Here is a 25,925-nt window from a genome sequence, read left to right as displayed (position 1 = left end):
CCTGGGCCTTCGGCCCGAAGGGGAAGACTGTGTCGATTGCCGTACCCGCACCCTCCGCTCCTGCTGTCGCTCACGCTCCCGTTCCGGATCATGGCCCGGACCGTGCTCCTCAGCGTGTTCCGGACCGCGCTCCGGAACACCGTTCGGCCCCCGGCCCGGCTCCCACCGTCGGGCCGGACACCGGTACCGGCAGGGCTCCCGCGCGCCTCGCGGTCGCAGCGGCCGTACGGGGCTCCGCGCGACGCCCGATCGCGGTGGCGCTGCTCGCCGCCGCGCTGGCCGCGGCGCCGGGCGCGCACGCCGCCGCCGACAGCGGGCCGGTGTCGTCCCGGGCGCCGGAGGGCGCCAGTGCCGTCCTGGACGGCCTGAAGACCTACGGGCAGGCCGTCCTGCGCGCGGCCGACGGCTCCGTGCGGCAGATTCCCGCCGGACTGTACGAGATGCGGGTCGACGGCGGCGGGATGCTCCAGACGTACGGGGTCGGCCTCGCGGGCAACGCGCAGCCCCAGACCCGGTACGCGGAGAGCGGCTGGAACGGCACCCCGCTCGCCGGAAGCGGCGAAGGGGGCCGGGTCCGCTGGATCCTGGAGCACTCCTACCCCCAGCTGAACGATCTGGCCGGTCTCGCCAAGGCCGCCGGAGCGGCCGCGCTCACCGCGGAGAGCGCGGCGGCGGGCACTCAGGTGGCCATCTGGCGGCTGGCCGAGGGCGTACGCGTGGAGGCGGCGGACCCGGAGGCGGAGAAGCTCGCCGGCTACCTTCAGCGGGAGGCGGGGCGGCTGCCCGAGCCGCCGGCTTCGCTGGGACTGGAGTCCGGCGAGATGTCGGGGCCCACGGGCAGCCGCATCGGACCGGTGACCGTGCGGACGGGTGCGCACAGCGTGAGCGTGACCCCGGACCCGGCGGCCGTCGCCATGGGGGTGCGCGTCCTGGACGCGGAGGGCCGCGAGGTCGACACCGCCGCCAACGGGACCAGGCTGTTCTTCGAGGTGCCGGCGGGGACGCCGGACGGCAGTGCCTCGGTCACCGTCCACGGGTCCACCCGGGTCCCGGTGGGGCGGGTCTTCACCACCGGGGTGCCGGCGCAGGTCCAGATCGTGGCCGGCTCCAGCGCGTCGGCCCTCGCGGCCACGGCGACGGCGAAGTGGCCGCAGCCCGCGGCCGTACAGGTGGCCGAGGGGGCGTCCCCGGGCACGGCGGTGGACACCCTCGGCGCACTGTCCGGGCCCGCCTCCGCGACCTCGCCGGACACCTCTGAGGAGCGACTGGCCACCAGCGGCAGCTCGGCGGCCACCCCGGTCATCGCCTCCCTGGCGGTGGGTCTGGTGGTGCTGGGCGGCCTGGTCGTCCTGCTCCTGCGCAAGCGGCCCCTGGAGGACGGACCCGGCCCGGAGGGCGAGCCGGGCCGGGAGTAGCGGCGCCGTCCGGATCCCGGACGGGGCCCCGGCGCAGCGGCGTGGTCCGGCTCCCTGACCGGGCCGGGGGGAGCAGCGCGGTCCGGGCCCGGACCGGCCGGGTGGCGGTGGCCGCGGCCGGGTGCGCGCTGGGACCGATTCGGATGCCGGGCCGCGGGTAGGTGCAGAAAATGGCTGATCAAAAACTGACCCTGCGCGGGGCGGTCGCGCGCTGGGACCGGCAGTTGTTCGACGTGGTGGCCCGGCGCCACTGGCCCGGGGCGGACATGGTCCTGCCGCGGCTCGGACGGGCGGCGAACCACGGCGTGCTGTGGGGCGGGACGGCCCTGGCGATCGCCGCCTTCGGCTCGGCCGGGGCCCGCAAGGCGGCCGGGCGCGGGGTCGCTTCGCTGGCGCTGGCCTCCGCGACGATCAACACCATCGGCAAATGGTCCGTACGACGGCCGCGGCCCTTGCTGGACGGGGTGCCCGCGGTGCGGCAGCTCGCCAGCCAGCCCCGGACCACCTCCTTCCCCTCCGGGCACTCCGCGTCCGCGTTCGCCTTCGCCGCCGGGACGGCGCTTCAGTCCCCGGCCCTGGGCGCGCTGCTGGTCCCGGTCGCCGCCTCCGTCGCCTTCTCCCGCGTGTACACCGGGGTCCACTACCCCTCCGACGTCGTCACGGGCGCGGCGCTCGGGGTGGCGGCCGGGTTCCTGGTCCGACGGCTCACGCGGGACGCCGAGGCGGCCCGGATCGTCCCGGGTGACGAGCGCACGGCAGTCGGGGTTCCCGCGCTGCCCGACGGGGCCGGGCTCACGGTGGTGGTCAACACCGGCTCGGGCACGGCCGCCGCGGCAGGGCTCGACCTCCTGCGCGAGCGGCTGCCCAAGGCGGAGGTCGTCACCTGCGAGGGCTCGGAGCTCGCCGCGGAGCTCGCCTCGGCGGCCGAGCGGTCCGCCGTGCTCGGCGTGTGCGGCGGCGACGGCACGATCAACGCCGCCGCGACCGCCGCGCTGCGCGCCGGGGTCCCGCTGGCGGTGTTCCCCGGGGGCACGCTCAACCACTTCGCTCTGGACCTCGGACTCATGGGGACCGAGGACACCTGCCGGGCCGTGGCGGCGGGACAGGCCGTCCACATCGGGGTCGGCCGCTTCACCCCGGGCCCGGATCCCGAGGACCCGAGAGCCGGGTACTTCCTGAACAACTTCAGCATCGGGGCCTACCCGGAGCTCCTGCGGCACCGACTGCGGTGGGCGCCCCGGATCGGCGGCGGGCCCGCCGCACTGCTGGCGGCCTGGCGGGTGCTGCGCGCCGAGCGCCCCGTACGGCTCCGGCTGGCCGGACGGCCGCGGAGCGTGTGGCTGCTCTTCGCCGGCAACGGCACCTACCGGGGCACCGGCCCGGCGCCCCGCTACCGCGAGAGCCTGGGCGAGGGTCTGCTCGACCTCCGGCTCGTCTTCGGCGGCGGCCGCCCGGGTCCCCGCATGCTCGCCGCGGCCTTCGCGGGCCCGCTGTCCCGCTCCCCGGTCCACGTCGCCACCTGCCTGCGGAGCCTGCGCGTCGGGGACATCCCGGCCGGCACCCCGCTCGCCTACGACGGCGAATACGCGCAGGCACCGAACGCCCTCGTACTGGACGAGCTCCCGGACGCCCTGAAGGTGTACCGCCCGCGCTGACACCACGGGCTGACACCACGCGCTGACACCCGTGCGGACCAGGCAATTCCGTATCAAAGTGGTGGAGCGGGGTGATCGAAACCGCCTATGGTGATCAGGAAAAAGGATCATCAAGGTGTGTAACTCAAGAGGGTGCTGTCTGTGAAGTTGTCCCGGATCGCCGCGGTGGTCACCGCTGCCGCCATTGCTCCGGCCGTCCTGCTCGCCTCTCCGGCTTTCGCGGACGACACCGCCTCGGGGTCGGGCACCCCGTCCTCGCCGACCGCTCCCGACCAGGCTCCGGCCGGGGCGCCCGAGGGCAAGCCGGCTGAGAAGGCCGCATCGACCGCCCCGGAGAAGGCGACCGCCCCGGAGAAGGTGACCGCCCCGGGGAAGGCGACCGCCCCCGAGAAGGCGACCGCCCCCGCGGCTGCCAAGCCGTCCGGCGAGGCCGCGGGGACCCCTGCGGAAAGGCCCGCCGAGGCGAAGGCCGAGACGCGGACCGAGCAGCAGACCGAGAAGCCCGGCGGCAAGGACGAGCAGATAGACGAGGACCGCATCGCGATCCTGCGGATCATGCTCGCCGCCAAGGAGGGCTCCGTGGTCCGCGAGGAGGGCGGCAAGGCCCTCGACGGCGGGCCCGAGGCGATGCGCAAGTTCCTCGAGACCGGCCAGTTCGACGCCCGCGCCACCGACGAGAGGATCGCGCTCTCGCGGATGATCGGCGACCCGAAGTCGGGCCGGGCCGTGCGCGAGGAGGGCAAGAAGGCCCTCAGGGGCACGGACGCCGATGTCCACGCGTTCCTGGAAACCGGGCAGCACGTGGCCCGTGCCTCGGACGACCGGGTGGAGATCGTCCGGATCATCTCGAACCCGGACGCGGGCCGCCTCGTGCGCGAGCGGGGCGAGAAGGCCCTCAACGGCACTCCCGCGGAGCTCCGCGCCTTCGTGGAGCACGGCCAGTACGTGGCCCGCGCCTCCGACGACCGCGTCTGGCTGGCCCGGATCGCCGAGGGCGAGAAGGGCTGGGGCACCGGCACGGCGGCCGACAAGCTGCTGAGCGGCGGTGCGAGCGACGCCGAGATGCGCCACTTCCTCGAGGTGACCCAGTACCAGCTGCGCCACCAGGACAACCGCATCCGGATCGCCCAGATCATCGACAACGCGAGCCCCGAGCTGCTGAAGGCCGGGTACGCCGCCCTGCTGGACGGCACTCCCGAGGCCGTCAACGCGTTCCTCAAGACGGGCCAGCACGAGGCCCGCGCGAAGGACAAGGCCGCCGAGGAAGCCGGCAAGCCCGCCGAGGGCGGCACCGGGTCCGGCACCGGCACTGGCACCGGCACTGGCACTGGCACTGGCACTGGCACCGGCACGACCGTCCAGCCCGCCGTCGTCACCGGGTCCGGCACCACCCCCTCCGGCAACGGCAACGGCAACGTCACCGTGAACGGCGCGGGCCACGCCCTGGCCTCCACCGGCGCCGGTTCCGCCACCGGGCTGGCCGCGGGCGGCGCGGGTTTCGCGCTCGTCGCGGGCGCCGGCCTGGTGCTCGCCTCGCGCATGCGCCGCGCGGGCACCGGGGCCTGACGGCCACCGCTCAGGACCACCGAAGGGGCCCGCGGCCGCCGGCCCGGCGCCCCTTCGGCATGCCCCGCCCCCGCGTGACGCCTCGTCGCACGTCGTGCCGCGGGCGGGGCGCCGCGACGGCTCGCGACGGCGGCCGTCCGGACCTCCGCGGAACCAGGTGCCGGGAGGGGGCTCGCTTCCGGCACCTGGTTCCGCAGCCCGCGCCCGCCAGCCTGCAGGGGGGGCGGGAGGGGTCCGGGGCCGTCCGCGGGCCGCCAAGGGGCCTGCGAACGGCCACCGGTCACCCCCGGTGACGACCGGAAGGTGCCCAGGGGCTGAGACGCGCCCACCGCCCGCGCCCCAGCTCACGGCGTCTGACCTACCCATTCGCCCGCAGCTATGGACGTCAGGCAAGATGGGGTGTATCTGCCCACCCATCGATCTGCCGGACGGTTTCTCTTGGCTGAGTTCATCTACACCATGCGCAAGACGCGCAAGGCGCACGGCGACAAGGTGATTCTTGATGACGTCACCCTGAACTTCCTGCCCGGCGCGAAGATCGGTGTGGTCGGCCCGAACGGCGCCGGTAAGTCCACCGTCCTCAAGATCATGGCGGGGCTGGAGCAGCCGTCCAACGGCGAGGCGTACCTCTCGCCCGGCTTCACCGTCGGCATCCTGATGCAGGAGCCCAAGCTCGACGAGTCGAAGACGGTCCTGGAGAACGTCCAGGACGGCGCCGCCGAGATCATGGGCAAGCTGAAGCGCTTCAACGAGGTCGCCGAGGAAATGGCGACCGACTACACCGACGCGCTCATGGACGAGATGGGCAAGCTCCAGGAAGTCCTGGACCACGCCAACGCCTGGGACCTCGACGCCCAGCTCGAGCAGGCCATGGACGCCCTGGGCTGCCCGCCCGGCGACTGGCCCGTCACCAACCTCTCCGGTGGCGAGAAGCGCCGCGTCGCGCTCTGCAAGCTGCTGATCGAGGCCCCGGACCTGCTCCTCCTCGACGAGCCCACCAACCACCTCGACGCCGAGTCGGTGAACTGGCTGGAGCAGCACCTCTCGCAGTACCCGGGCGCCGTCGTGGCCGTCACCCACGACCGGTACTTCCTGAACAACGTCGCCGAGTGGATCCTCGAGCTCGACCGCGGCCGCGCTCACCCGTACGAGGGCAACTACTCCACCTACCTGGAGAAGAAGGCCACCCGCCTCAAGGTCGAGGGCCGCAAGGACGAGAAGCGCCAGAAGCGCCTCAAGGAAGAACTGGAGTGGGTCCGCTCCAACGCGAAGGGCCGCCAGACCAAGTCCAAGGCACGTCTCGCCCGCTACGAGGAGATGGCCGCCGAGGCGGACAAGATGCGGAAGCTGGACTTCGAGGAGATCCAGATCCCGCCGGGCCCGCGTCTGGGCTCGATCGTGGTCGAGGTCAACAACCTCAACAAGGCGTTCGGCGACAAGGTCCTGGTCGACGACCTGTCCTTCACGCTGCCGCGCAACGGCATCGTCGGAATCATCGGCCCGAACGGCGCCGGCAAGACCACGCTCTTCAAGATGCTCCTGGGCCTGGAGGAGCCGGACTCCGGCTCCGTCAAGGTCGGCGAGACCGTCAAGATCTCGTACGTCGACCAGAGCCGCGCCAACATCGACCCCAAGAAGTCCCTCTGGGCGGTCGTGTCGGACGAGCTGGACTACATCAACGTCGGCCAGGTCGAGATGCCGTCCCGCGCGTACGTCAGCGCCTTCGGCTTCAAGGGTCCGGACCAGCAGAAGGCGGCCGGCATCCTCTCCGGCGGTGAGCGCAACCGCCTGAACCTGGCCCTGACGCTCAAGGAGGGCGGCAACCTGCTGCTCCTCGACGAGCCCACCAACGACCTCGACGTCGAGACCCTGTCCTCGCTCGAGAACGCGCTGCTGGAGTTCCCGGGCGCGGCCGTGGTCATCTCCCACGACCGCTGGTTCCTGGACCGGGTCGCCACGCACATCCTGGCGTACGAGGGCGAGTCCAAGTGGTACTGGTTCGAGGGCAACTTCGAGTCGTACGAGAAGAACAAGGTCGAGCGGCTCGGCGCGGACGCGACCCGTCCGCACCGCGCCACCTACAAGAAGCTCACCCGAGGCTGAGGGCCGAGGTCACAGACCATGGCCAGACACCACTACCGATGCCCCCTCCGCTGGGCGGACATGGATGCCTTCGGGCACGTCAACAACGTCGTCTTCCTCCGCTATCTGGAGGAGGCGCGGATCGACTTCATGTTCCGCCTCGCGCCGGGGGAGGGCAGTGAGTCCTTCACGGGCGGTTCCGTCGTGGCCCGCCACGAGATCGACTACAAGCTGCCCCTCGTACACCGCCACGAGCCGGTCCTCATCGAATCCTGGGTGACCCGGATAGGCGCCGCCTCCCTGACCATCCGCTACGAGGTCAAGGACGAGGCGACGCAGGACGCGCCCGAGACGGTCTACGTGCGCGCCGAGACCGTGGTCGTGCCGTACAACCTCGCCGAGGGGCGGCCCCGCCGCATCACCGCCGAGGAGAAGCTCTTCCTCCAGGAGTACCTGGACGAGCCGAAGTCCGGCGCCAACGCCGGTGCCAGGGGCATCGCGGCATGAACGAGCAGTTGCACTTCGCCGACTCCGGGGAGGCGGCGGACCTCGCCGCCTTCCTGGGCCGGCTGGTGCACTACGACCGCGCCGCCGCCGTCCGCCTGCAAGCGCGGGCCGGCGGCGGCGCGCTCGCCGTCTTCGGACGGCCCCCGTCCTTCGACGTGCTGGCCATCCGCACCGTCCGGCTCGCCGGAGCGGCCTCCGTGCCGCTGGACCTCACCGTCTCGGCCGGCGAACTCCTGGAGTCCGTCGACGAGGGCGACCGGGCGGGCGCCGTCGTGCCCGCGGCCGTCACCGGACCGCCCTGGGCCGGGGTGCTCCCGCCCCGCGGCGGCTGGACCGCGGTGGCCGGGCTGCCCGGCCCCGAGGCGATGCGGGCGGCACTGGCGGCCTCCGTCGCCGAGTTCCGGGCCCGCGACGAGGCCCTGCCCCCGCAGCACCGGACCCGCTCCGAGCGCGACCGCATCGGCCGCGAGATCTGGTCCCGCACGCTGGGGGACACCGGCCTTCCGCTGCGCGCCGTCCACGCCGCGCAGTCCCTGGGCTTCCTGCGGCAGGTACGGTCCACCGTGCCCGCCGCGCCCACCCCGCCCCGCGACGCCGATCAGGTGGCGCTGCTCGCCGCCGGGGGCTGGCTGCGGCTGCGCACCCCGTACGGATCGATCGCCACGCGCCGCCCCGGCGGCCTCGGCGCCCTGCTGGTCCGTCCCGTCTAGCTGCGCCCCGTCCGGGCCGCGGCCTCCGGGGGGCGCGGCGGGCCCCGCGGCCCCTGGGGGACTTCGTACGGGAGCCCGCGCGTGACCCCGTACGGGACCCGCGCGGGACGCCGTACGCGCTATCCGGCCGTGTTGATCATCGATGCGGCGGCGTACGTCAGGTACCGCCACAGCTGCGCCTCGTGCTCCGGCGCGAGGGCGAGCTCGTCCACCGCGACCCGCATGTGCCGCAGCCACGCGTCGTGCGCGGCCGCGTCCACCTGGAACGGCGCGTGCCGCATCCGCAGCCGCGGGTGGCCGCGGTTCTCGCTGTAGGTGTTCGGGCCGCCCCAGTACTGCATCAGGAACAGCGCGAACCGCTCTTCGGCCGGTCCGAGGTCCCCTTCCGGGTACATCGGGCGGAGCAGCGGGTCCTCCGCGACGCCCTGGTAGAAGCGGTGCACCAGACGGCGGAAGGTGTCCTCGCCGCCCACCATCTCGTAGAAGGTCTGCTCCTGGACCGTGCCTCGCGGAATCTCGTTCACCCGACCATCGTCTCAGACGCCCGGACGGAGGACCCCGGTCCTAGGACCTCCCGCCGGGCCCGCGCGCAGGCACGGGGCGGCCGCCCGGAGCGTCCCGGAGTAGCCCGGGGGCCCGGTCCGCAGGACAGTGGATGCATGGGCGCACACGCCGAGGTGCGCGACGTGCGGGAGGTCGCGCACGCCGCGCAGGTACGGGAGCTCGCCGCCGCCGGGGCGCTGGACGACCCGGCCTGGCGTGCGGCCTTCGCCGCCGTGCCCCGGCACGTGTTCGTCCCCTGCTACTTCACCGGCCGCGGCGCGGGCCACGAACGGCTCTGGGCCGACGATCCCGACCCCGGGCAGCGGGCGCGCTGGCTGCGCGGGGTGTACACGGACGCCCCGCTCGCCACCCGGCTCCGTGACGGCGAGCTGGTCTCCTCCAGCAGCCAGCCCTCGCTGATGGCGAAGATGCTGGAGGCGTTGGAGGTGCGCGACGGGGACCACGTGCTGGAGATCGGCGCGGGCACCGGCTACAACGCGGCCCTGCTCTGCCACCGGCTCGGCGAGGACCTCGTCACCACCGTGGACCTGGACGAGGAGATCACCGAGTCGGCGCGCTCGCACCTGGCCCAGCTCGGCTACCGGCCGGCCGTCGTCACCGGGGACGGGGCGCGCGGCTGCCCCTCCCGCGCTCCCTTCGACCGGATCCTGGTGACGTGCACGCTCCCGCTGATCCCGCACGCCTGGCTCGGGCAGTGCCGGCCGGGGGCGCGGATCCTGGCTCCGCTGTCCACCGGGCTGATCGCGCTGACGGTGCGGGACGCGGAACTCGCGGAGGGACGCTTCCTGCACACCTCGGCGTACTTCGTCCCGCTGCGCGGGGCCAGGGCGGCGCCGCCGGGCACGTACGGGACGCCGCAGGGGCTTCCCTACGAGCTGGTGGAGAACGAGCGCTTCCAGTTCATGCTGGTGCTGACGTCGGGCGCGCTGCACCCGAGGGAGGCGCTGGACCTGTGGCGGCGCGAGGGCCGGCCCGCGCGCGAACGCTTCGGGGTGACCGTCAGCTCCGAGGGGCAGTGGTCGTGGCTCGACGATCCCCAGGGACCCTACGTGTGGCCCCTGGGGGAGCCGGCCGGCCGGGCTGACCCGGCCGGCTAGCGGGTCAGCCCCGGCGGATGGTGATCGTGGTCCAGGCGCCGACGTGGACGCGGTCACCGTCACCGAGGGGGACCGGCACGTAGGGCTGGATCGCATCCTCGCCGCCGTTGATGGTGGTGCCGTTCGTGGAGTTCTGGTCCACCACGGCCCAGCTGCCGTCGGGCTGCTGGACGAGCACCGCGTGCTGGTGCGAGACGCCCGGGTCCTCCGGGGGCACCGACAGGTCGACGTCGGGGGACTCGCCCGTGGAGGCGCGGCGCCGGCCGATGGTGATCTGGCCGCCGGCGAGCGGGAGGTGCTGCTCGGGGGAGTACGCGGGCAGGTTGAGCCCGGCCGCCTCCGGGCCGCTGCGCTGCATCATCGCCATGAAGTACGAGCGGTCCGGGCCGATGGTCGCGGTCCACGAGCCGCCGCCCTGCTGCTGGGGCGGGAAGGGCTGGTGGGACGAGGGCGACTGCTGCTGCTGCTGCGGCTCGTACTGCCCCGGCTGCGACTGCTGCTGGTACTGCTGCTGCGGGGGAGGCGGAGGCTGCTGCTGGTACTGGGGCTGCTGGTACTCCTGGTGCGCCGGGGGCGGCAGCATCCAGTCGTCCTCGCGCTGCAGCGGCTCGGCCGACCTGTTGACCCGCGAAGGGCGCGAGCCCTGGTACTCGAAGTGGTCCTGGGAGTACGCGGGCGGGGCCGACGGCGCGTTCGGAGCGGGGAGCGGCGGGGGCGGCGGCGGACCGGGAGTGCCCTGGCCCTGACCGAGGCCCTGGCCCTGGCCCTGCGCGTGTCCCTGCGCGTGTCCCTGCCCCGGCACCTGGCCGGCGTCCGGGGCGATCGGGGTGTACGAAGTCGCCGTACGCGTCAGGAAGTTGTACCGGCACTCCTCGCAGAACGGGGCCATGGCCTCGCGCGGGGTGCGGCACTGCGGGCAGAGCTCGGCCTGGGCGGTCGGCTCGCCGGTCGGAGGATAGCCGTAGCCGTAGGAGGGCGCCGCGGGCGTGCCCGTGGGGGCAGCCATACGGTGACCGCAGACCTCGCACCAGTCGTCGGAGGCGGACTGGTGCCCGTTCGGGCAGGTCGGCATCGCGGCGCTTCCTCCTTCTTCCTGCGCCATCGCGGCAGGCTCTTCTTCGCTTCGTCCAGGGCTTCCAACGCCGTGCGTCGGATCGGGCTGTCAGGCTTTTTTCACTCGCACGGTTTGGGTCGAACGCGTTTCAAGGGTCATCTCGTCCGCATCGGCGACCTTTGCCTTCAGTCGCACAGTACCTGCCGCCGCATCGACGACGTCCACCACCTTGGCGAGCAGCTTCGCGGTGTCCGCGTTGCCCGAGCTGCTCGCGAGTTGCACGGCGCGGCCGAGCTTGGCCGTCGCTCCGCCGACATCGCCCAGTTTGCGGGCTTCCAGCCCCTGCTGGATAGCCTGCGCGAGCTCCGCCTGTCCGGTGTAGTGGGCCACCTGGGCGTTGATGGCGGTCGACGCGGCGAGATCGTCCGTCCACACCGCGCGGACCAGGCCCTGGGCGAGGACGGCCGGCGCCTCGCCGGGTGGCCCCGGCATGACGAGCGTGGCGCGGGCGGCCAGCATCTCCTGCCCGACGGCCGCGCCCGGGACCCGTACGCACACGTGATACTCGCGGGACTCGTCGCCCCACGAACCCGTCGGATAGTCCCCGGCGCGCGGGCCCGCCTCGGTGCGGCGGTCGGTCAGGTCGTGGACGGCGGGCGAGACCTGCTTGACGTACCGGATCTCCACGCCCACCGGGGTCCACAGGCGCAGCGCGACGTCCGCGACCTCCTTGCCCATGGCGTTCTCCATCATGTGAGTGAAGTCCGCGCTGAGGCGGGCCGGATCGGCCACGATGTCGGCGGTGCCGAGCAGCGCGCTCGCGACGCCGGTGACCTCCTTGACCTCCCAGTCGGTCCCCACGCCCCGGGCGTCGCAGGTGAAACGGCCCGCGCAGGCGTCGAGGGCGGCACGGAGCACGGCCGGCTCCTCGTGCTCGTTGCGGCCGTCGGTGAGCAGGATCCCGTGCCGGATCGAGGCGGTGGAGCGGCGCAGCAGTCCGTCGGCGAGGCGCAGCCAGGTGCCGATCGCGGTGCCGCCGCCGGCGGAGAGGCCGCGCAGGGCCTCCTTGGCCTGGGCGCGGGTGGTCGCGTCGGCCCTCGCGAGGAGGCCCTGGCCGGGATAGACCTCCTTGGCCACGTGCGTACCGGCGATCACGGCGAAGGCGGTGCCGTCGCGGAGGGTGTCGATGGCGGCGGCGGTGGCCTCGCGGGCACCGCGCATCTTCTCGGGCGGGTACTCCATGGAACCGGAGCAGTCGACCATGATCACGACGGCGGCGTCCTGCGTGGACGTCCGGGTGGCGGTGTGGCCGCCGGTGGAGGTCACCGTGACGATGGCGTGGACGTCGCGGCCGCCCTCGGGGAGGAACTCGTTCTGGTACACGTCCACGCTGAAGCGCGGGGCACTCGGCTTGGCGAAGTTCGCCATCGGTCGGAACTCCTCGGGGCTGGGATCAGGCCTGGCCCGGGGCGGCGCCCTCGGGTGCGGCGAAGGGGACGACGGCCACGGTGACGTTGTCGTGCCCGCCGCCGTCGAGTGCGTGCCCCACCAGGACCTGCGCACTGTGCAGGGGCCTGACGGCGGCGTCGGCGGGCAGCACCTGGGCGATGTCCCGCGCGGACTCGGCGTAGTTCCACAGGCCGTCGGTGCAGACCACGACCACGCCGTCGTGGTCGGGCTTGAAGGTGGCGGTGTGCGGTTCCAGGTCGTACGCGTCGGCCCCGAGCCAGCCGGTGATGGCGTGCGCGCGGACGTCGGCGTAGGCCTCGGCCTCGCCCATCAGGCCCGCCGCCACCATCTGGGCGGCCCAGGAATCGTCCTCGGTGAGGCGGCGTGGGACCGCGGCGCGGTCGTCCGGGACCCAGTACGCGCGGCTGTCGCCGACCCAGCCGATGGTCAGCAGGCCGCCGCTGACGACGGCGCCGACCAGGGTGCAGGCGGGCGCGTTCTGGGCGCCGGGCACCTCGGGGGCCAGGGCGTTCACGGCGGCCGAGGCGGCCATGATCGCCTCGTGCATGGCCTCCTGGGGGTGCGCGCCGCGGGGGAGGGCTTCGAGCAGCGCCTCGTTGGCCGCGGCCGCGGCCGCGGCGGACGCCTCGTCGGGGCGGCTGGCGGAGGAGACGCCGTCGCAGACGATGGCCACGGTGGCGGCGGAGCCGTCGGGCAGCGCAGTGGCGGCCACGGCGAAGGAGTCCTCGTTGCGGTGGTGGCGCAGGCCGCGGTCGCTGACGGCGGCGACGCTGCCGAGCTCCTCCTCGAAGTGGTCCCGCTCCCGGGGCTGGGCGTGCCCGCAGTGCTCGCAGTACCCGTCGGTGTCCACGCGCCCCTCGCGGCAGGCCACGCAGGTCTTCCCGGAGCCGGCGGACCGGCCGCCGTCGTGCGGGACCCCCTCGGGCGGGCCGCCGTACGGGGCCTCGACCGCGGGGTACTGGTCCTGCGGCGCGGGGGTGTCGAAGCGGGTCTCCCCTGCGGGGACCGGGCCCCGGGGCTCCGGGTCCGGGCGGGACGGGTCGTCCGCGGCGCCCGGTCCCCGGGGTTCGGCGTGCGCGTGCGGCGGCTCGTGTCCGGCCGCCGGGCCCGGCGGCTGGGCGTGTCCGTACACGGACTCGGTTCCCCCGGCCGGGTGGTGGGGCTCCGCGCCCGGTGAGGCCGTGCCCCCGGGGGCGGATCCGTACGGCGCGTGCGGGTCCGTGCCGACGGCGGCGGGGTGGGCCGGGCGGGCGGGATCCGGGGCGGCCGTCGTCCCGGCCCAGCCTTCGTGGCCGGCGACCAGGGTGGGGGCGGCGGTGGACACGCTGCCCCAGCCGGGCGCGGGATCCACGGCGTACCCCGGGGCGGTCCGCTCGCCGTCGGCGGTGGCGCCGGAGGGCCGGGACACCGGGCCGTCGTCGGGCGCCCGCTCCGCGCGCGGAGCAGGGGGCGCCGCCGGAGCCGGGACCGCGGCCCCGGCGGGAGCGGCCTGGGCCGCCGCCGGGCCGGGCGCGGCCGGGGCCGCGGAGCCGGTGGGGCCGGGAGGCGTGAGGGCGTGGCCGCAGAGCCCGCAGAAGCGGTCACCCTCCTCCAGGGGTTCCGCGCAGCTGGGGCAGCCCGACAGCCGATGCATCGACATCCATCACACCCACGTCCGGGGACGGAAACGGTTTGCCCGTTCCACCAGTTCGATCCGCTCCTCGCCCCGCTGCGCCAGCCGTGCCAGCACGCGGTACGAGCGCTCCAAGCCGAAGCGCAGCCCCCGCTCGTCCAGTTGGCAACCGAGCAGCGAGGTACGGCCGGGATCGGAACCCCGGCTACCCGACAGTACCCAGTCCAGCGCCGAGCCCAGAACTTCCGCCCTGAGCCGTTCGTGGCGCACCGAGTCCAGGCCGAACCTCCCCAGCGCCTCCACCTGCGCCGCGGCCGCCGCGAGGTCCGGCAGCAGCGCTTCGTGCGGGGACCGGTCGCGCAGGCGTGCCCGTACGGCCGCCACCCGCGCGGCGGTGTGGTGGATCGACACCTCGGGGACGGATTCCAGCGTGCGCACGGCTCCGTTCCGGTCTCCGGCGGCCAGTTGCACCCGGGCCAGCCCGAAGGCCGCGCCCACGAAACCGGGGTCCGTGGTCCACACCAGGCGGTAGTAGTCGGCGGCGTTGTCCAACTGCCCCAGCACTTCCGCGCACAGGCCCAGGGCCAGCTTCGGCGCCGGTTCGCCGGGGAAGGCGTCGTAGACGGCGTCGAAGGACAGGGCCGCCGTCTCGTCCTCCCCGACGGCCAGCGAGGCGATGCCACGGGCCCACACCACCCGCCAGTCGTCCGGATGCCGCTCTTCCAGCCGCAGCAGCGCGTCGGAGACCAGGGACGCGTCGGTAGCGCCCAGTTCGAGCCGGGCCCGGAGCTCCCGCAGCCGCAGCTCGGCGGATTCGGCGGGCGCCGAGCTCAGTGCGGCCAGCAGATCGGCGGGGGCGGAAGCCATCAGGCCCGCCAGGAAGCCGGCGTTGGGGTCGGCGGCGTCGACCAGCGGCACGGGCAGGGCCAGCGAGGCCTCGCGCGGGTCCAGCGTCGACGGCTCCCGCCGCCGCGGCACGGCCGCTCCGACCGGGGGCGGCGGCACGGCCGCCGGAGCCTGGCGCGGGGACGGTACGGCCGGCCCGGCGGCCCGGTGCGTCGCGGTGGTCGCGAGCCCGGTCGCTCCGTACCCGGCGGCCGGGCCCGCCGGCGGCGGGACCAGCGGGGCGGAAGCCGGAGCGGCCCCCCAGCCGGCCGCGGGCGCCGGGGGCCCCGCCACGGAGCCGGAACCGGCGGAACCGGAACCGGCGGAAGCGGTACCCGCGGAAGCGGAGGATCCTGCCCCGACCGCCCGCCCGCGGCGCGATCCCCGCCGTTTCACGGCCCGGCCGCCCAGCCGGGACGCCTCCGCGCCCGACTCGTCGGTGAACAGCCGGTCGTCGGGGACCCGCAGCTCCGGCCCGAACAGGGTGGAGACCTGCGGCCTCGGACGGCCCGTCTGGAGCGCGACGACCTCCCGCAGCACCCCGGTCAGCTGGTCCGCCATCTCCTGCGCGGAGGCGAACCGCCGTCCCGGATCCGGGTCGGTGGCACGGACCAGCAACCGGTAGAAGGACTCGTACCGCCCGAACACCTCGATGTGCCGCGGGTCCGGCAGCGAGTCCACGAAGATGTTCGTGTAGCCCTGGAAGTCGAAGGTCAGGACGGCCAGCGTCCGCGCCACCGTGTACAGGTCGGAGGCGACCGACGGACCGGTCTCCGCGACCTCCGGCGCCTGGTAGCCCACGGTGCCGTAGATGGCCGACTCCTCGTCGTCCATCCGCCGCACCGCGCCCATGTCGATCAGCTTCAGCTGGTCGGCCTGCTGGATGGCGTTGTCGACCTTGAAGTCGCAGTACAGGAGGTTCCTGCTGTGCAGGTGGCCGAGCGCCTCCAGCGCCTCGATGCCGTACGCGCAGGCCTGCTCGACCGGCAGCGGATCGCGTCGGCCGTCCGGCCGGCGCCGCTCGTTGGCGATCTCCTTGAGCGATTTGCCGCCCACGTACTCCATGACGATGTACCCGTCCAGGGAGCCGGTCCGCTGGTCCAGGTGCTCCACGAAGTTGTAGATCCGCACGATGTTGGAGTGCTCGATCTCCGCGAGGAAGCGCCGCTCCGAGATCGCGGCGGCCATCGCGTCCTGGTCCCCGGTGTCCAGCAGACCCTTGAGCACCACCCAGCGGTCCGAGACGGCCCGGTCCACCGCGAGGTAGACCCAGCCGAGGCCGCCGTGCGCGAGGCAGCCCGCCACCTCGTACTGGCCATGGACGAGATCGCCCCCGCGGAGCTTGGGCACGAAGGAGTACGGGTGCCCGCACTTGGTGCAGAAACCTTCCGTCCGTCCCGGCCGGTCACCGCGTGCCCGGCCCACCGGAGCACCGCAGTCGGAGCGCGAACAGAACCGCTTGCGCTCCGGCACCTCCGGATTCTCCAGCACCGCCTGCGAAGGATCCGGACGGGGCACCTCCGGCACGTTGACCAGCCCTGCCCCGAGCCGGCTGCGGCCCGAAGCCGAGGCGGCCGAGCCCGAGCTGCGCACCGACACCGACCGCGTGGACGCCGTACCGCCCGACACGGCGCGCGAGAGCCGGCCCGACACCGAGCGCCGGGAGGAGGACGAGCGCGAGGACCGGGAGGCCCGCGAGGACGAGGAGGCGGACCGCCCTGATCCGTGCGAGCCCTGCGACCCGTGGGAGTCCCCGTGGCGCGCCGCGCTCGTCATCGCCGTCGCCGCGGACACCAGTTCCGCGGCGCCCGCCGCGACGGAGCCGGCCGGCGCCAGCCCGCAGGTGCCGCAGTACAGCTCGCCGCCGCCCATGTCCTCGTACGAACCCGGGCAGCCGGGGCGCACGCACGCCGTTCCGGTCGGACTCATGCGTCCCCCTCCCTCGGCCCCTCGGGCCACTCCCGAACCGACGGTTCCCGCGGTTCCTGCTGTCGCTCGTCCGCCGGCTGCGGTTGTTGTCGCTGCTGTGGCACCAGGGACTCGGCCGTCGCCTGCTGGTAGCGCCACACCGCCTGCTCGGCGGCCCGCAGGTCACAGGGCGCGCTCCACAGCATCCGCCGGGCCGCGTCGTACCGCTCGATCAGCAGCGGATCCTCCGCCATCCCGTGCCGGGCGACCTTCGCCTTGTACGCGTCGAGCCGGCCTCGCAGCTCGGCCCGCACGGCCAGCGGGGCCGTCACCGCCGTCAACGACTCACGGGCCCGCAGCAGTTCCTCCTCCGCGCGCACCTCCAGCGACTCCAGCAACGGGGACAGGCGGTGCCACTGGGACCGGCGCCGGTACTCGGCGGCCGCCGACAGCTGCTCCTGCAGCGCCGTCGGCGGACCGCTCACCGCGGGCACCTCGGACGCCGCGATCTTCGCCAGCACCTCGGCGCGCGCCTTGCGGGCCTCGGCCAGGGTCCGGTCGGCGCGCGAGAGCACGTCCCGAAGACCGATCAGCCGCTGCTCGGAATCCTGCCGGACGGTCAGTACCGCCTCGACCTCCCGGCGTACGTCCTCCAGCGCGCGCGCGGCCCGGTCGTAGCGCCCGGTGTCGGGGCGGCCGCCACCGGGCGCCGAACTTCCCGTCACCGGGACCCAGAACGCCAGCGGATCCGCGATCACGCGCTCCCGCAGCTCGGCCAGCTCGGCGGTGATGGCCTCCAGGTCGTCCCCCGAGGGGTGTTCACCCGGACGGACCCCGACGGAGTGGGCCAGCGAGCGCGTGCGGTGCAGTTCGGCGGAGAGCAGGTCGATCCGGGCGGGCAGGGCCGACCACACCGCGTCGGCGGCGACCACCACGTCCAGCGAGCCCGCGTACAGCTCGTTCATCCGCACCACGAGCTCGGCGAGCGAGAAGCGCTCCGCCAGCGGGGCGCCCTCCACCCCGGCCCCGGAGATCAGGACCCCGGGCCCGCGCAGCCGGTCGGTCAGCTCGGCCAGGTCCTCCCGGCTGGGCCAGCGGCGCCGCTCCCGGACCTCACGGGCGGCGGCCAGGGCCCCGCTGTAGGCGTCGAAGTACCGCCACAGCCGGGTGATGGCCGCGTCGGCCGCGGCCCACCGCTCCTTGGTGGTCCCGGTCAGCCCGGCACCCTCCAGCAGCCGCCGTCCGGCATGGTCCTGGAGCGCGAGCAGCGAGGTCTCGACGGCCTCGTGCTCCGCGTCCAGCCGGGACAGCGCACGGTCCACACCGTCCCGGTCCATCACTGCCGATCCCGCTTCCACCGGTCCCGCCTCCGCCTTCGTCTCCGGTCCCCCGCCGTCGGGCTGCGCATCCGCCACCGGCATCAGTCCCGGTACTTGGGCGCGGGCGGGCCGCTCACGCCCGGCAGCACGGGCTGCAGGTGGGTCCTGTAGGCGGCCATCCAGGGGCTGGCGTCCCCGCCCGCGCGGTACTCCTCCAGCACCTTGTTGACCCGGCGCACCAGATCTCCGGCGTCCTTGTTCATGGCCACCCCGTAGAACTCCTTGGTGAACGGGGAGCCGACCAGCTGGATCGACGGGTCCTGGGCGGCCTGGCCGGCCGCGAGGGCGTTGTCGGTGATGATGCCGTCCACCTCGCCCAGCTGCAGCCGGACCAGGCAGTCCAGCTGGTTGGGCACGCTGACGGGAACGGAGCCGTACGACTGGGCCGCGAGCGCCGCCTCCGCCGTGGAGCCGGCCGCCGTGCAGACCTTCCGGCCCTTCAACGAGGCGTCGTAGCCGGTGATCGCCGAGCCCTTGGGGGCCAGCACCTGCTGCCCGGCCTCGAAGTACGCCGTCGAGAAGGCGACGTCCTCCAGCCGCTTGCAGTTGATCGTCATCGTCCGCACGACGATGTCGACGGTGTTGTCCTTGAGCGCGGGGACGCGCTGACTGGTGGGGATCGCCCGGTAGATGACCTTCTCGGAGTCACCCAGGATGTCCTTCGCGATGGCCTTGACCAGGGCGATGTCGAAGCCGTCGAGCTGGCCCGCAGGATCGCGGTAGCCCCACTTGAAGCTGTTCTGGTCCACGCCCGCCACGAGGTGGCCCGCGCTCCGGATGCGCTGGATGGCCGGCCCGTCCAGCCCGCCCGGACGCAGGCTGGCCTCCGGGTCCGTGCAGGTGTCGGCCGGGGCCCGGGGCGCGAGGGCCGTCGTGGCCGGTTCCCGGACCACCGGCGGACGGCCACCGCCCGGGGTCGCGTGGGCCAGCGGCAGCAGCACGGCCGCGGCCGTCAGCGCGCAGGCGACGGCCATCGCGCTGACCCCGCCCCAGCCGCGCAGCCGGCCCGCGAACCGCGCCACGCCGCGGACTTCGTGGCCTTCGTCGCCCTCGGGGCCGCCGGTGCCCGGCTCTTCGCGCGTCACACGTCTCAGCATCGCTCTCACCTGTACTCCGAAAGCCTGCGCCCGATGCCGAGCAGTGCCGCCGCCGCGCCGAGGACCACCAGGACCGCGGCGCCCGTCACCAGACCGCCGAGCGCGCCGAGGGCGTCCCGGGCGGCCCGGGTGAACTCCCTCTGCTCGTGGGCCACGGCCTGTTCCAGCGAGGCGTCCACCGTGTCGAAGGCCGCCCCGCTGTACTCCTTGTGTTCCTTGTCCCCGATGACCTGGCCGACGGCTCCCTGGTAGTCGCCCGTCAGGTCCGTCTGCCGGGCCGCCGCGTGCAGTTCCTTCCACCGCTTCACGCCGTCCGAGGCGCGGGCGACGGGCGCGCGCCCGGCCTCGTCGTCGGCCAGCTTCGACGCGACCGCGAGGCCCGCGTCCAGGTCCCCCATGTCCGTGCCGAAGTCCACGTCGTACTTGTCGGACTTCTTGTCCTCGGCGAGTACGGCGCCCCGCGAGATCAGCGTCAGGTTCTCGCTGGCCCGCGCCTGGAGCGAGGCGATCCGCGCGTCGTTGAGCACCTTGAGGGACTCCTGCCCGTCCGTGCGGGCCTCGCTCAGTTCCGACCGGGCGACCGTGTGCCCCGCGGCCAGCCACAGCAGCACCACCAACGAGGCGGCCGTCGCGGCGACGAGCCCGTGGTTGAGGACGCGGTGGGTCCGGAGGTAGTTGCGCCGCTGCGCCCACGCCAGGGCGCCGAGTGCCAGCAGGCCCGCGCCGAACGAGGCCAGCGGCAGCGCGCGGGCCTCGTCGTAGTCGGTGTAGAGCCGCGCGGTCTCCGCCTCGTAGAGCCGCTGCGCGGCGGGCAGCAGCTGGGTGCTCATCTGCTCGTTGGCGTAGCGGAGGTAGGCGCCGCCGAGCGGCAGGCCCTGCTTGTTCGTGGCCCGTGCCTGCTCGATCAGCCCGGTGTAGCGGGGCAACTGTTCGCTCAGCAGGGTGATCTGTTTGCGGGAGTCCTCGTCGGCCCCGGTGTTCGCGGCGGCGCTGATCAGCAGCCGGGACGCGTTGCCGATGTCCTTCTCGTACCTCTGGCGGACCTCGCGGGGCTCGTCGGAGCCCGCGAGGAAGCCGCTGGAGGAGACGGTGTCGGCGTCCGCGAGGGAGCGGTAGAGGTTCGCCGCGTCGGCGCTCAGCGGCTGGCTGCGGCCCACCACGTCGTCGGCGGCGGCGACCCGGCCGGAGATCTCCCAGACGGCCACCGCACCGAACAGCAGGACCAGCGCGGCCAGTACCGCGCCGATGATCCGCAGCCGGCCCGGTTCGGTCGTGGCGGCCGCGCGCAGCCGCTCCACGCCCTCGGCCCAGGCGGTGCTCCGCCCGGGCAGGCCGTCGGGCGGCGGCGCCGACGGGCCGGAGGGCGCCGCGACGGCGCCGCCCGGCGCGGGCGCGCGTGATGTGATGGCCACCGTGACCTCCCCCTCGGTCCTTAGTGCTTCGCAGCAGTATGGCCTGAGTGACGGTCGACCACAGCACCCGGTACTGGATCAGTCACGATCCGCCCCGGTCCGTCCCTCCGCCGCGCCCCGGACCGCGAAGGCGACGCCATCCCGCCGGCGTCCCCGTCACCCCTTCACCGTGGATACGCCCCGGCGCCCGCCATGGTTCCCCTCCGGCCCCGCCCGGCACGGAGTTCACCCGAAATGGGCACGGAGCTTCCCGTAGGCCTCGGGGGACGCCCCGAGCGCGTCCAGGCCGAGCAGTCCGGCGCCGAGCACGGGCGGGGCCGTCACCACGGACACCCGGGCGTAGGGGGCCCGCTCGGCCAGCAGCGCCTCGATCCGCCCGTTGAGCTGCGGATGGCGGGCGGCCAGCACGCTGCCGCCCAGCAGTACGGGCACCTCCTCGGCCAGCAGCCCGAGCCGCTCCAGCGCCACGGCGGCCAGCGCCACCACCTCGTCGGCCTGCCGTTCCACGAGCGCGGAGGCCACCGGGTCGCCGGCCGCGGCCACCGCGAACAGCACCGGCACCAGCTCGTGGACCCGGCCGGCGGCGATCGTGCCCAGGTGCACCGCCTCGATCAGCTCGTACATGGTGCCGAGCCCGAAGTGGCCCGCCAGCGCCCCCACCAGCGCGGTCGGGCCGCCGCGGCCGTCCTCGGCCCGCGCCGCCCACCACATGGCCTCGAAGGCCAGCCCGCCGCCGCCGCCCCAGTCGCCGGAGATCTGGCCGAGCGCCGGGAACCGGGCCGTGCGCCCGTCGGGCAGCATGCCCACGCAGTTGATACCGGCGCCGCACACCACGGCGACCCCGCGCGGCCCTCCGGCCGCGCCCAGGCCGGCCCGCAGGATGGCGAAGGTGTCGTTGCGCACCTCGGTGGCCGCGCCCCAGCCGCGCGCGGAGATGGCGTCCGCGAGCTGGCGCTCCTCGACCGGCAGGTCGGCGTTGGCCAGACAGGCCGCGACCTGGGCGGCGTACGGGGCTCCGGGCGCGAGCCGGGGCAGCCCGGCGGCCTCGACCGCCTCGGCCACGGCCCGTCCCAGGACGTCCACCGCCACCTCGACCCCGACGCGCGGGGGCTGGAAGCCGCCCGCGTGCCCGGTGCCGAGGACCGTGCCGTCCGCGGCGATCAGCGCCACGTCCGTCTTGCTGTTCCCCGCGTCGACGGCGAGGACCGCCGCGGCCGGCGGCGGGGGAACGGGCCGGCTCACGCCCATGCCAGGTGCTCCTTGTTGTGCGCGAGGAGCCGGTCGGTCAGCCCTTCGGCGAGGTCGAACTGGCCGACCAGGGGGTGGGCCAGGAGTGCCTTGAACACCCGCTCGCGGCCGCCGCGCACGGCCGCGTCCAGCGCGAGGTCCTCGTACGCCGTCACGTGCGAGACCAGGCCGGCGAACAGCGGGTCCAGGCGGGGCACGGCCAGCGTCGTCGGTCCGGAGCGGTCCACCCGGGCCTGCACCTCGACGACCGCGTCGTCCGGCAGGAACGGCAGGGTCCCGTTGTTCAGCGTGTTGACCACCTGGACGGCGCTGCCGCCGTCGCCGAGCAGGGCGGCGGCCAGGTCCACGGCTGCCTCCGAGTAGAAGGCGCCGCCCCGCTTGGCCAGCAGTTCCGGCTTCTCGTCCAGCGCGGGGTCCCCGTACAGACCGAGCAGTTCCTTCTCCATCGCGGCGACCTCGGCGGCCCGCGAGGGCTTGGTCCCGAGCTCCCGGACCACCTCGTCGTGCGCGTAGAAGTAGCGCAGGTAGTAGGAGGGGACCACACCGAGACGGTCCAGCACCGCGCGCGGCAGGCGCAGGTCCGCGGCGATGGACTCGCCGTGGGCGGCCAGCAGGTGCGGCAGCAGGTTCTCGCCCTCCGGGCCGCCCTTGCGGACGCCCAGCTCCCAGGTGAGGTGGTTGAGGCCCACGTGGTCGAGGTGGATGTCGGCCGGCGTCAGGTCCAGCATCGCCGCGAACCGCCGCTGGAAGCCGATGGCCACGTTGCACAGCCCGACCGCCTTGTGCCCGGCCTGGAGCAGGGCGCGGGTGACGATCCCGACGGGGTTGGTGAAGTCGATGATCCAGGCGTCCGGGTTGCTGCGCCGGACCCGCTCCGCGATGTCGAGGACCACGGGGACCGTGCGCAGCGCCTTGGCGAGGCCGCCCGCACCGGTGGTCTCCTGCCCGACGCAGCCGCACTCCAGCGGCCAGGTCTCGTCCTTCAGACGGGCCGCCTGGCCTCCGATGCGCAGCTGGAGCAGGACCGCGTCGGCGTCGGCCACCCCCGCGTCGAGGTCGGAGGTGGTGGTGATCAGGCCCGGGTGCCCCTGCTTGGCGAAGATCCGCCGGGCCAGGCCGCCGATCAGCTCCAGGCGCTCGGCGGCCGGGTCGATCAGCACCAGCTCGCTGACGGGCAGGGTGTCGCGCAGGCGCGCGAACCCGTCGATCAGCTCGGGGGTGTAGGTCGAACCGCCGCCCACTACTGCGAGTTTCATCGTCACTAGCCTTTCACTCCGGTCAGGGTGACGCCCTCGACGAACGCCTTCTGGGCGAAGAAGAAGAGGACGATCACCGGGGCCATGACCAGCACGGTGGCCGCCATGGTCAGGTTCCAGTTGGTGTGGTGGGCGCCCTTGAAGGACTCCAGTCCGTAACTGAGGGTCCAGGCGGCCGGGTTGTCGGACGCGTAGATCTGCGGGCCGAAGTAGTCGTTCCAGGCGGAGAAGAACTGGAACAGCGCCACGGCCGCGATCCCCGGCTTCGCCATCGGCAGCACGACGCGCAGCAGCGTGCGGAGCTCGCCGCAGCCGTCGACCTTGGCCGCGTCCAGGTACTCGTCGGGGATGGTCAGCAGGAACTGGCGCAGCAGGAAGATGGAGAAGGCGTCGCCGAAGGCCATCGGGATGATCAGCGGCCACAGCGTGCCGGACAGGTCCAGCTGCTTCGCCCAGAAGAGGTACATCGGGATGACGACGACCTGGGGCGGCAGCATCATCATGGCGATGACCAGCAGCAGCGACAGCCGCCTGCCGCGGAAGCGGAACTTGGCGAGCGCGTAGGCGACGGGGACCGAGGAGACCACGGTCAGGAGGGTGCCGAGGCCGGCGTACAGCAGGGTGTTGCGCCACCAGGTCAGGAAACCGGGGGTGTTCCACACCGTCGCGTAGTTGTCCCAGTCCCAGCTGTGCGGCCACAGGTCGCGGGTCAGGGCCTGCTGGTCGCTCATCACGGAGGTCAGGAAGAGGAAGACGAACGGCAGGACGAAGAAGAGCGCCGCCGCGACGGCGAGGGAGTGCACGGCCACCCAGTGCAGGGCGGCCCGGCGGCGCGCGGTGCGCACCGCCCGCGCGGAATCCGCAGGACCGGCGGGCGCGGGACGGCGGGGCCGCTGCGTGCGGCTGATGGTTGTCTGGGTCATGATCCTCAGTCCCCTGCCTCGATCAGCCCGCCGCGCCGCCGCATCAGCAGCGCGGTGAAGGCCATGGAGAGGGCGAACAGCACCAGGGCGACCACGCACGCGGTGCCGTAGTCGAAGCGCTGGAAGCCGACGTTGTAGATGACCTGGGGCAGCGTCAGCGTGGACTTTTCGGGATATCCGGGGTCGAACTGCTGCCCGGAGCCGCCGATCACGCCGGAGGCCACCTTCCCCGCCACGAAGGGCTGGGTGTAGTACTGCATGGCCTGGATGACGCCGGTCACCACGGCGAACAGGATGATCGGCGAGATGTTCGGCAGGGTGATGTGCCGGAACCGCTGGAGCGCCCCGGCCCCGTCCAGCTCCGCGGCCTCGTACTGCTCGCGCGGTACGTCGAGCAGCGCGGCCATGAAGATGACCATCAGGTCGCCGATCCCCCACACCGCCAGTGCGGTCAGCGCGGGCTTGGACCAGTCGGGGTCGGTGAACCAGCCGGGCGTGGCCAGCCCGACCGAGTCCAGCAGGACGTTGACCGGGCCGGTGCCGGGGTTGAGGAGGAAGACGAAGGCCAGCGTCGCGGCCACGGGCGGGGCCAGGTAGGGCAGGTAGAACAGGGTGCGGAAGACGCCCGTACCCAGCTTGATCTTGGTGATGAGCAGGCCGATGCCCAGGCCGAAGGCGACGCGGCAGGCCACCATCACCACGACCAGCCACAGGGTGTTGCGCATGGCCGGCCAGAACATCGGCGAGTCGGCGAAGACGTACGTCCAGTTCTCCAGGCCGTTGAAGACGGGCGGGCGGAAACCGTCGTACTGGGTGAAGGAGAAGTAGACGGTGGACAGGAGCGGGTAGGCGAAGAAGACGCTGAACCCGATCAGCCAGGGCGACATGAAGGCTGCCGTCCGGAGCGCCGACCTGCGGCGCTTCGAACGCAGTTCCGGGGAGACGGCGGTGCCGTTCGCGGTCATCGGGTGCTACTTCGCCTTCGCGATGTCCGTGTCGATCTGCTGGTCGGTCTTGGCGAGACCGGCCTGGATGTCCGTGACGTCGCCCTTCTCGACCGCGTACGCGAAGTCCGTGAAGGTCAGCTGGTACGTGCCGCCGTCGACCTGGGCCGGCGTGGTGTTCGACTTCGGGTGCTTGGCGATGTCGATGAACGTCTTGAACTCCGGGCTCACCTTGAGCCTGGGGGAGTCCAGGGCCGCCAGCGTGGAGGGCAGGTTGTGGATGTCGTTGGCGAAGTCCACGACCGCGTCCGTGTCGGTGGTCATGAACTTCGCCAGCTCCCAGGCGGCGTCCTGCTTCTTGCTGCCCGCGGCGATGCCCATGATCGTGCCGGCGAGGTAGCCCTTGCCGTAGTCGGCGATCTGGTCGTCCGGGACGGGCAGCGGCGCGGTCGCGATCTCGAACGTGGCCCCGGCCTCCTTGGCCATCGCCGCCCGCCACTCGCCGTCGATCTGCATGGCCACCAGGCCCCGGTGGAAGGGGTGTTCCGCGCTCCACTCGTCACCGAAGGTGTTGCGGAACTTCTCCAGCTTCTCGTAGCCGCCGAGCTTGGCGACCAGGTCCTTCTGCGCGGCCAGCATCTTGCCGAAGGCGGGGTCCTTGGCCAGGTTCGACTTGCCGTCGGCGCTGAAGTAGGTCGGGCTCCACTGGGCGGCGAGGCGCTGCGGGGCGGTCTCGTAGCCGTGGTAGGTGGGCATGATGCCGAGCCGTTCGTACGAGTCGCCCTTGGCCACCGTCAGCGCCTGCGCCACGGCCTCGAACTGGCTCCAGGTCTTGGGCGCCTCGGTGATGCCGGCGGCGTCGAAGGCGGTCTTGTTGTAGACGAGGCCGTACGCGTCGTTGAGCAGCGGCAGCGTGCACTGGTTGCCGCGGAACTGGGTGTACTCCAGCAGGGTCTTGGGGAAGACCTTGGTCTTGTCGATCCCGGACTTCTTCAGGAAGGGGTTCAGATCGGCGAAGGCGCCCGTGTTGCAGAAGTTGCCGACGCTGTCGGTGGTGAAGGAGGCGACCAGGTCGGGGGCCTTGGCACCGCCCGCGCGCAGCGCCTGGTTGACCTTGGCGTCCGTCATGTCGCCCGTGAGG

20 protein-coding genes are annotated in these 25,925 nt (G+C 73.6%); 7 read left to right on the top strand and 13 right to left on the bottom strand.

Annotation, left to right across the window (positions count from 1 at the left end):
- The first annotated feature begins 254 nt into the window (after positions 1-254).
- The 6 genes from ABZY44_RS27305 to ABZY44_RS27280 all read left to right on the top strand — a co-directional run bounded on the left by ABZY44_RS27305 (position 255) and on the right by ABZY44_RS27280 (position 7,935).
- A complete protein-coding gene (locus ABZY44_RS27305; RefSeq protein WP_356658252.1) occupies positions 255-1,415 on the top strand; it encodes a thioester domain-containing protein in 1,161 nt (386 codons plus the stop codon).
- Between the two features lie 170 nt (positions 1,416-1,585).
- Positions 1,586-3,070, top strand: a complete 1,485-nt coding sequence (locus ABZY44_RS27300) for a phosphatase PAP2 family protein (RefSeq protein WP_356658250.1) — start codon at positions 1,586-1,588, stop codon at positions 3,068-3,070.
- A 141-nt stretch (positions 3,071-3,211) separates the two neighbouring features.
- Positions 3,212-4,636 carry a hypothetical protein gene (locus ABZY44_RS27295; RefSeq protein WP_356658248.1) on the top strand — a complete coding sequence of 475 codons (1,425 nt, stop codon included), beginning with the start codon at positions 3,212-3,214 and terminating at the stop codon, positions 4,634-4,636.
- A 438-nt stretch (positions 4,637-5,074) separates the two neighbouring features.
- On the top strand, positions 5,075-6,739 hold the full coding sequence (gene ettA, locus ABZY44_RS27290) for an energy-dependent translational throttle protein EttA (protein ID WP_356658246.1): 1,665 nt from the start codon (positions 5,075-5,077) through the stop codon (positions 6,737-6,739).
- Positions 6,740-6,757: 18 nt separating this feature from the next.
- Positions 6,758-7,225, top strand: coding sequence for a thioesterase family protein (locus ABZY44_RS27285; protein ID WP_356658244.1), 468 nt, complete (start codon positions 6,758-6,760; stop codon positions 7,223-7,225).
- Complete coding sequence (locus ABZY44_RS27280) at positions 7,222-7,935, top strand: hypothetical protein (protein WP_356658242.1); 714 nt, start codon at positions 7,222-7,224, stop codon at positions 7,933-7,935. Before ABZY44_RS27285 ends, ABZY44_RS27280 begins: the two co-directional genes overlap by 4 nt.
- Positions 7,936-8,054: 119 nt before the next feature.
- Here the strand turns inward: ABZY44_RS27280 and ABZY44_RS27275 are convergent, their stop codons facing one another.
- Positions 8,055-8,459, bottom strand: a complete 405-nt coding sequence (locus ABZY44_RS27275; RefSeq protein WP_356658240.1) for a globin — start codon at positions 8,457-8,459, stop codon at positions 8,055-8,057.
- 135 nt (positions 8,460-8,594) lie between these two features.
- Between ABZY44_RS27275 and ABZY44_RS27270 the strand changes: the two genes are divergently transcribed.
- Positions 8,595-9,596: a methyltransferase domain-containing protein gene (locus ABZY44_RS27270; RefSeq protein WP_356658238.1), complete on the top strand. Its 1,002-nt coding sequence runs from the start codon at positions 8,595-8,597 to the stop codon at positions 9,594-9,596.
- A 4-nt stretch (positions 9,597-9,600) separates the two neighbouring features.
- On the opposite strand, the gene ABZY44_RS27265 is transcribed toward ABZY44_RS27270, so the two are convergent.
- From ABZY44_RS27265 to ABZY44_RS27210, 12 genes are all read right to left on the bottom strand, one after another.
- Positions 9,601-10,668: an FHA domain-containing protein gene (locus ABZY44_RS27265; RefSeq protein ID WP_356658236.1), complete on the bottom strand. Its 1,068-nt coding sequence runs from the start codon at positions 10,666-10,668 to the stop codon at positions 9,601-9,603.
- Positions 10,669-10,758: 90 nt separating this feature from the next.
- Positions 10,759-12,078 carry a VWA domain-containing protein gene (locus tag ABZY44_RS27260; RefSeq protein WP_356658234.1) on the bottom strand — a complete coding sequence of 440 codons (1,320 nt, stop codon included), beginning with the start codon at positions 12,076-12,078 and terminating at the stop codon, positions 10,759-10,761.
- Between the two features lie 25 nt (positions 12,079-12,103).
- On the bottom strand, positions 12,104-13,759 hold the full coding sequence (locus ABZY44_RS27255; protein WP_356658232.1) for a protein phosphatase 2C domain-containing protein: 1,656 nt from the start codon (positions 13,757-13,759) through the stop codon (positions 12,104-12,106).
- 3 nt (positions 13,760-13,762) lie between these two features.
- Positions 13,763-16,546, bottom strand: a complete 2,784-nt coding sequence (locus tag ABZY44_RS27250) for a tetratricopeptide repeat protein (protein WP_356658230.1) — start codon at positions 16,544-16,546, stop codon at positions 13,763-13,765.
- A complete protein-coding gene (locus ABZY44_RS27245; RefSeq protein WP_356658277.1) occupies positions 16,543-17,862 on the bottom strand; it encodes a hypothetical protein in 1,320 nt (439 codons plus the stop codon). Before ABZY44_RS27245 ends, ABZY44_RS27250 begins: the two co-directional genes overlap by 4 nt.
- Before the next feature lie 83 nt (positions 17,863-17,945).
- Positions 17,946-18,878, bottom strand: coding sequence for a glutamate ABC transporter substrate-binding protein (locus ABZY44_RS27240; protein WP_356658275.1), 933 nt, complete (start codon positions 18,876-18,878; stop codon positions 17,946-17,948).
- Positions 18,879-19,006: 128 nt separating this feature from the next.
- Positions 19,007-20,332 carry a hypothetical protein gene (locus tag ABZY44_RS27235; protein WP_356658273.1) on the bottom strand — a complete coding sequence of 442 codons (1,326 nt, stop codon included), beginning with the start codon at positions 20,330-20,332 and terminating at the stop codon, positions 19,007-19,009.
- Positions 20,333-20,638: 306 nt separating this feature from the next.
- Entirely contained in the window at positions 20,639-21,661 is a 1,023-nt protein-coding gene (locus ABZY44_RS27230; RefSeq protein ID WP_356658228.1) for a BadF/BadG/BcrA/BcrD ATPase family protein, read from the bottom strand.
- Positions 21,652-22,917, bottom strand: coding sequence for a 6-phospho-beta-glucosidase (locus ABZY44_RS27225; protein WP_356658226.1), 1,266 nt, complete (start codon positions 22,915-22,917; stop codon positions 21,652-21,654). The genes ABZY44_RS27230 and ABZY44_RS27225 overlap by 10 nt, the downstream gene beginning before the upstream one ends.
- A gap of 5 nt (positions 22,918-22,922) precedes the next feature.
- The gene (locus ABZY44_RS27220; RefSeq protein ID WP_356658224.1) at positions 22,923-23,840 is read right to left on the bottom strand and encodes a carbohydrate ABC transporter permease; all 918 of its coding nucleotides are present in this window, start codon (positions 23,838-23,840) and stop codon (positions 22,923-22,925) included.
- A gap of 5 nt (positions 23,841-23,845) precedes the next feature.
- Positions 23,846-24,805, bottom strand: coding sequence for a sugar ABC transporter permease (locus tag ABZY44_RS27215; RefSeq protein ID WP_356658222.1), 960 nt, complete (start codon positions 24,803-24,805; stop codon positions 23,846-23,848).
- A 6-nt stretch (positions 24,806-24,811) separates the two neighbouring features.
- The coding region (locus ABZY44_RS27210) for an extracellular solute-binding protein (RefSeq protein ID WP_356658220.1) at positions 24,812-25,925 on the bottom strand (1,114 nt) is incomplete at its 5' end.

The sequence above is a fragment of the Streptomyces sp. NPDC006544 genome (assembly GCF_040611715.1).
Lineage (GTDB): Bacteria > Actinomycetota > Actinomycetes > Streptomycetales > Streptomycetaceae > Streptomyces.
This window is presented reverse-complemented; position numbering and strand designations above follow the sequence as displayed.